10 protein-coding genes and 2 pseudogenes are annotated in these 8591 nt (G+C 38.0%); 9 read left to right on the forward strand and 3 right to left on the reverse strand.

What is annotated here, in order from left to right; genetic code table 11:
• Positions 1-293: 293 nt before the first annotated feature.
• The 6 genes from NWP21_RS08485 to NWP21_RS08510 all read left to right on the forward strand — a co-directional run bounded on the left by NWP21_RS08485 (position 294) and on the right by NWP21_RS08510 (position 3696).
• On the forward strand, positions 294-839 hold the full coding sequence (locus NWP21_RS08485; protein ID WP_280792351.1) for an NADPH-dependent FMN reductase: 546 nt from the start codon (positions 294-296) through the stop codon (positions 837-839).
• A 137-nt stretch (positions 840-976) separates the two neighbouring features.
• On the forward strand, positions 977-1405 hold the full coding sequence (locus NWP21_RS08490) for a DUF4007 family protein (RefSeq protein ID WP_348519765.1): 429 nt from the start codon (positions 977-979) through the stop codon (positions 1403-1405).
• A gap of 63 nt (positions 1406-1468) precedes the next feature.
• Positions 1469-2602, forward strand: coding sequence for an HNH endonuclease domain-containing protein (locus tag NWP21_RS08495; protein WP_280792352.1), 1134 nt, complete (start codon positions 1469-1471; stop codon positions 2600-2602).
• 22 nt (positions 2603-2624) lie between these two features.
• Positions 2625-2894, forward strand: a complete 270-nt coding sequence (locus tag NWP21_RS08500; protein WP_280792353.1) for a hypothetical protein — start codon at positions 2625-2627, stop codon at positions 2892-2894.
• Positions 2891-3400: an aminotransferase class V-fold PLP-dependent enzyme gene (locus NWP21_RS08505; protein WP_280792354.1), complete on the forward strand. Its 510-nt coding sequence runs from the start codon at positions 2891-2893 to the stop codon at positions 3398-3400. Before NWP21_RS08500 ends, NWP21_RS08505 begins: the two co-directional genes overlap by 4 nt.
• Positions 3373-3696 carry a hypothetical protein gene (locus NWP21_RS08510; protein WP_280792355.1) on the forward strand — a complete coding sequence of 108 codons (324 nt, stop codon included), beginning with the start codon at positions 3373-3375 and terminating at the stop codon, positions 3694-3696. Before NWP21_RS08505 ends, NWP21_RS08510 begins: the two co-directional genes overlap by 28 nt.
• On the opposite strand, the pseudogene NWP21_RS08515 reads toward NWP21_RS08510, so the two are convergent.
• Together NWP21_RS08515 and NWP21_RS08520 are read right to left on the reverse strand one after the other, a co-directional pair.
• Positions 3671-3874: pseudogene (locus NWP21_RS08515) on the reverse strand (type II toxin-antitoxin system HicB family antitoxin). The gene NWP21_RS08510 and the pseudogene NWP21_RS08515 sit on opposite strands and share 26 nt — an antisense overlap.
• Positions 3875-3880: 6 nt before the next feature.
• Positions 3881-4483, reverse strand: coding sequence for a Uma2 family endonuclease (locus tag NWP21_RS08520; RefSeq protein ID WP_271733522.1), 603 nt, complete (start codon positions 4481-4483; stop codon positions 3881-3883).
• A gap of 361 nt (positions 4484-4844) precedes the next feature.
• On the opposite strand from NWP21_RS08520, the pseudogene NWP21_RS08525 reads away from it, so the two are divergent.
• A pseudogene (locus tag NWP21_RS08525) lies at positions 4845-4994 on the forward strand (hypothetical protein); the annotation flags it as partial.
• 77 nt (positions 4995-5071) lie between these two features.
• Here the strand turns inward: NWP21_RS08525 and NWP21_RS08530 are convergent.
• A complete protein-coding gene (locus NWP21_RS08530; RefSeq protein ID WP_280792356.1) occupies positions 5072-6190 on the reverse strand; it encodes a ferrochelatase in 1119 nt (372 codons plus the stop codon).
• 376 nt (positions 6191-6566) lie between these two features.
• Between NWP21_RS08530 and NWP21_RS08535 the strand changes: the two genes are divergently transcribed.
• Both NWP21_RS08535 and NWP21_RS08540 read left to right on the forward strand, forming a co-directional pair.
• Positions 6567-7136, forward strand: coding sequence for a hypothetical protein (locus tag NWP21_RS08535; RefSeq protein ID WP_271733524.1), 570 nt, complete (start codon positions 6567-6569; stop codon positions 7134-7136).
• A 141-nt stretch (positions 7137-7277) separates the two neighbouring features.
• Positions 7278-8546, forward strand: coding sequence for an MFS transporter (locus tag NWP21_RS08540; protein WP_280792357.1), 1269 nt, complete (start codon positions 7278-7280; stop codon positions 8544-8546).
• Positions 8547-8591: the final 45 nt, after the last annotated feature.

An 8591-nucleotide genomic window follows, 5' to 3' on the forward strand; every position in this document is an offset into this window, starting at 1 on the left:
CTCTAACCAGAAATTATTATTTTATTATCTAGTCTAACTTCTAGACTAAGCTTAACCTACTAACTCTAGTTTCTTTGCCCGGGTATGGAATATTTGCCCATAATTCCCCGCCTAGCAGCCCAGCCAGATGGGTATTAATTCCTCAGATATAGTCCTATGGTAGTTCAGGCCGATTCTGTGGCATTTGACGAGAGAAATATAAATATGTAATATTTAAAATAAACATAATCGTAATGACTCCGCCTTTACTATATGGTGGTGTTGTATTAATATCTTGACTTTATGGGTGAATTATGGTAAATATTGTTGGCATTGGTGGTAGTTTAAGACCTGATTCCTACACCCAGAAGGCTTTACAAGTAGCAGCACAACGGGTAGAAGCCTTGGGCGCTGAGGTGGAAGTTTTAGATTTGCGCCAGTTAAATTTACCATTTTGTCATGGGGGAAAAGATTATTCCCAACATCCCGACGTGCAAAGGTTACGTGATACTGTAACTGGGGCTGATGGCTTGATTTTAGCCACACCGGAATATCATGGCGGTCTGAGTGGTGTTTTAAAAAATACTCTGGATTTGATGAGTTTTGATGAACTATCTGGTAAAGTGACCGGGATGATTAGCGTCTTGGGTGGTCAGGCGAATAGTAATGCACTTAATGACCTACGCTTGATTATCAGGGGTGTACATGGCTGGGTGATACCAGAACAAATTGCTATTGGCAAAGCCTGGGGTGCTTTTAGTCCCGAAGGTAAGCTATTAGATGAAAAGCTCTCGGAAAGATTTGACCAATTTGCTCAGAGTTTAGTTGATAATACTCGCAAGTTACGAGGAGTTGATTAGATATCGTCAACACCGAGAGGCTCAGATCCCCGATTTCTTTGATAAGTCGGGGGTTTTTATATTATTTGGGTTCGTGATTTTCACTGAATTTAAGCAAATATCTAGAAAATTAGCTATTTAATAGCATTTAAATTTAAATAAACTTTTTACTAAATAAATTAAATGAACTTGGTTTAATTCGTACTTTTGGTAAAAATTATCAGTTTAAAATTGGTAATAAAACAAATTTACCAGCAGAAATTATAGTTGCTGCTTGTTTGGAGTATGCGAGTCGGGTAAATTACGGCGGCAATACCATTAATATTTCTAGTTTACTTTATAATGAAGGTAGTCCAGGGATGGCTTTTAAACTGACAGAAAACGTTTTGTGTGAAGCAATAGAAACAGTTGCGAAAAGATTTGATGCACTTGTTTTTTCTGATACCGCAGGGATAATTCAATTAACTTTTAAGGATGAAATTATTGCTAATCATGAGAAGTCAATGGCGAAAGAAAAAGCCAAAGCATTAGAAGAAATTTTAGATCAAGAAGATAATAATTTACCTTGTTTAGTTTGTCACTTGTAATTTTATATAATTTCACAGTTTAACACCAAAATTTTTCTTTAATCTATTAAATCTCAATTGAATATGTATAACTTACCAATTGCTGATAATTTAAATATTTCAGCATTAGCAGGATTATTTGATTCTAGAGCTACTTCTTATAAATATCTTTATTTTTTATCTTTATTGGATATTTTAAAAAGAATAAATTTTGCTCGTTTATCAGCAATTAGCTTTCGAGAAATTATTGTTGAGATGTTGGCTAATGCTTGGTATACTCACAAATTTTTTAAACTTTCCTTTGGAACAATAGACCAAATCGCTAATAAATTAGATGATCTAGAATTGGAAATTACAGAACCAATTTTAAAATTTAGAGATCCAGATAAGAAGATTTTACGTAATACTATTAATAATCAAAATATTGAAGATATTATTAACTCTATTAATCGTTATGTTTCTTATCGCTTAATTCGTCCTTTCTTCACTCAAGAAACTAGAGGATTAAAAGATTATGATGTTAACCCAGCTATTATTAATTTAGCTAAGAATCAATTTGATATAAAAAAGCCTTTGTATTGCTTTAACGCTGAAGACCAGCAAGATTGTAACGCCATTATTTTACATCCAGATTGGGTAGAATATTTAGAAGAAAATTACACAATAGTTAGGGGTTGGGTATCTTGGGAATGGTTAAATTATATGCAGCAACAAAACCCTAGTATTCCCAATGTGGTTAATAAATTATTTATGCCACAACAAAGAGATTCTTTAGCAAATCAAACTAAATATTGGAAAACTATTTTAGAGCATCAGGATATTAAATGTATTTATTCTCAAGTTCAATTAAATAAGGATGAAATCTCATTAGATCATTATTTGCCTTGGTCATTTGTTGCTCATGATCAACTATGGAATTTAATTCCAACTACAAAATCTGTTAATTCTTCTAAATCTAATAATATACCATCTGAAAAATATTTTTCTAATTTTGTTAAGTTGCAATATTTAGGCTTAGATATTTATCATCAAAAAGTTTCTCAGAGTAAATGGTTAAATGATGTTGAATCTTTTGTTGCAGAATTGAAAGTTAATCAAGCCAATGATTTATTAAATTTAGAAATTCTAACTAATGCTTACGAAAAAACTATCCAACCATTAAGTTCTTTAGCAACTATTCAGGGTTTTAGTGCTAATTGGGTTTACGCTGAGAAATAATGAACCAACATTAGTAATTTGGTTGGCATATAGTGAAGAACTTTGTGAACAAGCGGTTACAGAATTTCAAAAAGCATGGGACTGTATAGGCGATCGCACCATCTCAACTTACCGCTTCTTGGGTAGCCATGATTTAGATTTAGAACAGGCTGAAGATGATTTAATAGTAGCAGGATTAGCCAAAGTATACAACAACGCCGCTCAAAAGAGTATTGGCTTTATTTCAAAAAAAACTCTGCGTACCTCCGCGTTACCTTTGCGTACCTTTGCGTTTAAAATACTCAAAAAATGACTACACCAGAAAAGATAATTTACCTTGATTACCATTCAACTACTCCCGTTGATTTGAGAGTAGCCGAAAAAGTCATGTATTATATGACTAATGCCTTTGGTAATGCCAATAGTGTAAATCATATATATGGAGATGAAGCAGCACAAGTTGTTAAACAAACCCGTCAACAAATAGCCGAATTAATCAATGCTTCCCAAGCAGTGGGTAAAATTCCCATCAACTTTCAAGACTGGGGTATTACCTATCTAGCGATTTCTGGACACAAACTTTATGCACCCAAAGGAGTTGGTGCATTAGTCGTCAAAAAAGGTGAACACCTGCAACCTATTATATATGGTGGTGGACATCAACAGGGAATCAGATCAGGTACGCTCAACGTCCCCGGAATCGTTGGTTTAGGTGAAGCTTGTCACTGGAGACGCTTGGAGATGGAAAAAGATTTATTGCGATCGCACTTTTGCGAAACCAACTCCAAAACTTGCTACAATCACAAATACCTGATTTAGTAATTAACGGAGACTTCAACAACCGTTTATCAGGTAACTTACATATTTCTATCCCGAATATTCCTAATAGTGCGATTATTGCGAGAGTTAGCCATCAATTAGCGATTTCTACAGGTGCGGCTTGTTCATCGGGTGTTGTTGCACCATCTCACGTTTTACAAGCGATGAATTTTGCTCAAAATCTGATTGAAGGAGCGTTAAGAATTGGTATTGGTAAATTTACCACCAAAGCCGAAATAGAAAAAACATCCTCTCTGATTATCAACGCAGTCAATAAAATTCAGCAACTTCTTTAAACTCTCTCTCAAAAATCAGTTCAGTATCTTCAAGCAGCATCTTAATTACTTCACGTAAATTTTGCTGTCATTCATCCAAAGTTTCACCTTGAGAATGCGCCCCAGGAAATCCAGGTACATAACCCACATAAAGATTTTTCTGTGAATCTCTCTCAATTATTGCCGTGAAAGTCTTCATGTAATTTTAACTCCAAACCTCAGTTAAATCCAACACAAATCCAGGTAAAACATCTTCCCCTGATAAACTAACAGGATGATCTAAAACTTCCACATTTCTACCACGACGATAAATTTCTACTCGTTGATTTTTGCGGTCAATCAACCAACCCAAACCAGCACCATTTTCTATATATTCTCTCATCTTAGCTTGCAACTTTTCTAGAGAGTCAGTTTTAGAACGTAATTCCAGCACAAAATCAGGACAAATTGGCGCAAAAGTTTCTTGCTGTTCTAAAGTCAGAGCATCCCATCTTTGTTTATCTACCCAAGCTGCATCAGGAGAGCGATTAGCACCATTGGGAAGACGAAAACCTGTGGAAGAATCAAAAACTTTACCCAGTTTATTTTGACGGTTCCACAGCCAAAGCTGCCCTTCTATATCTAGGTTTTTGTTGCCAGTATCACTGCCGGTAGGTGGCATAATAATTAACTCCCCCGTAGCAGTTCTTTCTAATTGTAAATCTCGGTTAGCGAGTGCCAAATCAACGAATTGCTCATAAGAAACTTGAAGTGTGAGTGTATTTGGGATATTGACAGCAATGGACGGGGTTAAGTTAGGTTGTGTCATCATTCCATCCTGAAACTGTTGCTTACGAAGACGGTTGCATTCAAATTTTCTAGTTACCTTCAGAATAACAACGAAACTTGAGCTATGGGTTCAGGTATCTGGAAAACCTCTCTTCCGCAAGGAACTACGGTGTACACACAAATGATTGAATTACTCCATTTATGTAGGGTGTGTTGTCGCGTAGCGCAACGTACTGGACTGACAAGCTTAAAAAAGTTCATTAGAAGTAGGTTGGGTTAAGCGCAGCGCAACCCAACGTTGCCAATGATGTTGGGTTTCCCAAAACCTCAACCCAACCTACAATTTTTTACTTGTGTGTATATCTTGACACTCCCCACGGCTAGAAGCCGGGGGAGTGTCAATGATTGGTTCTGCAAAAACTGTTACCAGTACAATTCACTATCTGCAAGTAATTGGCTATGCAAACGTTAGCGATTGGAGTCCATTGTTACCAACCGCTAACCCTGGTGAGGTGATGAGTATTTTAATTCGTCAGATTTTAATGGCATAAACCATTATTCTGGCAATTATCCGCAAATCCAGTTCCCCTCCTCCCTTGCACAGGAGGGGGGGATTAAGTTTCCCAGTCTAATGATGATGATGATGATGGTGACTTCCCGCCAACTGGGGATTAACCGCCATAGCTTCCTGATTCATTAACTCAGCAATATGATCATTCGCCCATTCCGCCGCCATTGCCAAAAACTCTGGATTATCGTTAACACAAGCCATCTGCACATAATTCACATTAGCATACTTTTTCGCCAATGCGTGAATAATGTGATGTACATCTAAGAGAGTCTCATGGTTTTCTGTGGCAAAACCAATAGGCATAAAGATAACTGCTTTTGCGCCCAATTGAATCAAATTACTAGCAGCTTGCTCCGCATTAGGTAAAGTCCATTCAATTAAAGGCGTATCGTGGTTTAGCCAACCCACGGAAATCAAAGGATAACGGTTAATTAACTTATCCCGCACTAAATCATATAGGACTTGACTTTCAGTAATTCCAGAAGTGAACCCTTTAGCCTTGTGGGGACAGCCATGATTCATTAACACTATACCAATTTGAGAAGGTAAATAAGCTGTACCCAAGTCAGAGGAAATCTTTTCCTCAACCAGTTTAGCCATCAAATCAATATAGTCCGCTTCATTATAAAATGAGGGGATGTAGCGCAGTCCTTTCACCCAGTGTTCTTCTGACTGAGCAACAGTGGCCAAAGCATTGTTAACCTGCTCAACTGCAATACCACTAGTAAAGATGGAATCAACAACTAATAAAGGGTAAATGAGGACTTTCTCAAAACCTTGATTGTGAATTTCTGCTAAAACTTGGTGAGGTAAGAAGGGGGCGCAAAAGTTAAAAGCCTTGAAAACTTGGATACTATCCCCCCACTTAGCCTGCAAATTCTTTTCAATTCCAGCCCGTTGCTGTTCAAAAATGGCATTGTGTGGGGAAATAAAATCATGGTGGGTGTGTCCCCACTCGTGGCGGTCAAATAAGGCCAATAGCTTTGCTAAGGGCGGATAAATCCAGGTTGGTACTGGTGCAAATTTTGCAGTTAGTAGATTTAAGGCTTGTTCGTTATAGTTAGCAAAATCTTCATAGCTTTCTACCTCACCGTAGCCCATAAGTAAGACGGCTACCCGGTCTTTTCTTGGTAATTCCTCGTGAGTGTGTTGCTGTTTTTCTGGTGTGGCCACCATAATCAGTTCCTCAATATAAATCTATATAAACTCGGTTTGAGAGCCATTCACTTAGGGAATAACTCTATTGATCCGCTAATTAGTAGTTTATTATCCCATCCAGGGGGATAGGTTGATCATGGAGTTAACAATAATATATCAAAAGGCATATAAGGGTTATTACTATTTACTGAGTAGTAAAAATAGTTGTTTGATCAAGCTGGATTCCACATGAGAATTTAGTTTAGAGGGCTGTTTTCAGATATCATCAAGGTAACATCAACTAACTTAGTAAATTCATGTGGGGAGTTGTCTAGTTGCTGTTACTTATTCAAGAGTGTGATAAAGTACAAAAATCTATGAGAAATCATGGACAGCCAATTATGACTGAAGAGAAATGAGTATAATTATTTGCCCTGGAATCCATGAGCCGGGATTGACAGAAAACTTTATATCAGAATGCTTGTTTTCAGCCCCTGATAGCTGCAAACCACAAAACAGCGGTAAAATCCTGGTTTTTCCCGGTGATGGGTTATTAGTTTTATCATCAGTTCACATTCTGCAATTTTTAGGCGATCGCTTACGGAATGATTTAAAATCACCAGTAACATTCATTAGCTTTAGTGCCGGTGTGGTGGGAGCCATAGGGGCGGCCTGTTCCTGGCAATTGTTAGGTGGTAATATTAAGGCCTTTATTGCTATAGATGGCTGGGGAGTCCCACTATGGGGTAACTTTCCGATACATCGCATGAGTCATGATTATTTTACCCATTGGAGTTCTTCATTATCGGGTGGTAGACATGATAACTTTTACGCAGATCCAGCAGTAAACCATTTATCGATGTGGCGCGCGCCTCAAACAGTAAAAGGTTGGTGGATACATTCATCTGTAAAAGCCTCTCAACCCCCAGTTACCCTGACTGCAGCGGAATTTTTACAGTTACTAATCAAACGCTATGAACAATAGAATCAACATGAGTGAAAACTAAACAACTCAAAATTGAAAATTCCCAAATAATAAATATCAACACCAGGAAATGAGGAGAAGCAAAGAAAATATAGCTTATTCCCCCATCTCAGTTCCAGTAGTAAATTCCCAGTATTTATAATGTTTCCCACTGAACCAGCTGCTGTCAATAACGGATTTAGCGCCCTGCTAAAAAATCGTGGTTTTATGCTCCTGTGGATTGGGCAGCTGTTCTCCCAGTTAGGAGATAAAATATTTTTTGTGTTAATGGTGGCGCTGCTGGAGAATTACCAACCGCCGACCGGGTTAGCCCAAAACTCCATGTACTCAATTTTGATGCTAGCCTTTACATTACCGGCGATTTTGTTCGGTTCTGCGGGTGGTATCTTTGTTGACCGCTTCTCTAAAAAGCTGGTTTTAACCGTCTCTAATTATATTCAAACTGTATTAATGCTATTCATTGCATTTTTACCAAGAGACTTTTTCATGTTATTGTTGCTGACTTTTGGTGTTTCCACCTTAGCCCAATTTTTCACTCCCGCTCAACAAGCTGCTATCCCGGTTTTAGTGCGAAGAGAGAATTTTATGGCGGCCAATGCGGTGTACAGCACCACCATGATGGGATCTTTAATTGTGGGTTTTGCTATTGGAGAGCCAATATTAACTTTAGCCAAAGATTGGTTAGGAGCCAGGTATGGTCAAGAAATTGTCGTCGGTGTACTATACCTATTATCAGGATTAGCCGTACAGCTGATTAACTTCGGAGCCGAAAGCAGATTATCGGGTAATGAAAGCACCAGTGTAATTAATCCTTGGGCTGACTTCAAAGCAGGTTTAGGCTATCTCACAAAAAATCCTTTAATATTAAACGCCATGCTGCAACTCACAACTTTATATTGTGTCTTTGCCGCATTAATGGTATTAACCATTAGATTAGCCGCCGACTTTGGTTTAAAGGATAAACAATTTGGCTTTTTCTTAGCTGCTGCGGGTGTAGGTATGGTATTTGGTGCAGCAATTTTAGGTCATTGGGGCGATAAATTGCATCACAAACCCTTACCCCTAATGGGATTTTTAATGATGTCCCTGGTTTTAGGGGTGTTCACTTTCACCCATAATCTCATTCTCGCTCTAGGACTAAGTGGCTTTTTGGGTGTAGGTGCTGCATTAATTGGCGTACCGATGCAAACTTTAATTCAACAGCGCACACCACCCCCCATGCACGGAAAAGTATTTGGCTTTCAAAATCATATCGTTAATATTGCCTTATCTGCACCCCTGGCAATTACTGGCCCTTTAACAGATATGCTCGGCTTAAGAATTGTTTTGGTGGCAATGAGTATTATAGTTGCAGGTGTTGGTATTTGGGCATGGAAAAACACCCGCGGAGTGCTACAAGATGTAATTTAACGTGAGTTTGAGGGATAAGAAAGCGCAAAAAGCTGGCTATATATG

Source organism: Anabaenopsis sp. FSS-46 (assembly GCF_029891665.1).
Lineage (GTDB): Bacteria > Cyanobacteriota > Cyanobacteriia > Cyanobacteriales > Nostocaceae > Anabaenopsis > Anabaenopsis arnoldii.